This is a genomic window from Adlercreutzia equolifaciens, from assembly GCF_029076695.1.
Lineage (GTDB): Bacteria > Actinomycetota > Coriobacteriia > Coriobacteriales > Eggerthellaceae > Adlercreutzia > Adlercreutzia equolifaciens_A.
Genome location: NZ_JARFIK010000305.1, coordinates 1 through 309 on the forward strand (window position 1 = coordinate 1; position 309 = coordinate 309).

General features: G+C 60.2%; 1 protein-coding gene. It reads left to right on the forward strand.

The window, feature by feature from the left end:
* Positions 1-309: FAD-binding protein (locus PZH32_RS12505; protein ID WP_275208568.1), on the forward strand; the 309-nt coding region annotated here is incomplete at both ends.

A 309-nucleotide genomic window follows, 5' to 3' on the forward strand; every position in this document is an offset into this window, starting at 1 on the left:
GCGCCCGAGGCTATAGCCGATGACCAGGTTACGGGAACCGAGGAGGCCGACGTCATTGTGGTGGGCGGCGGCATGGCCGGCATGGTATCGGCAGCTTCCAGCGCCGAGAATGGACTGAAAGTCATCCTCATTAGCGCTTCGACAGGCCCGGTGTCGCGCGGCGGCTCCAATAACGGCGTGTACTCGAAGGTCATGAAGGACATGGGCATCGAGCGCTTGGATCCCACGTGGTTCTATCGAATGCAGTACGCAGCCAACGGCGGCAACTTCAAGCCGGCGCTGTGGTACAAGTTCTACAATCACTCCGAA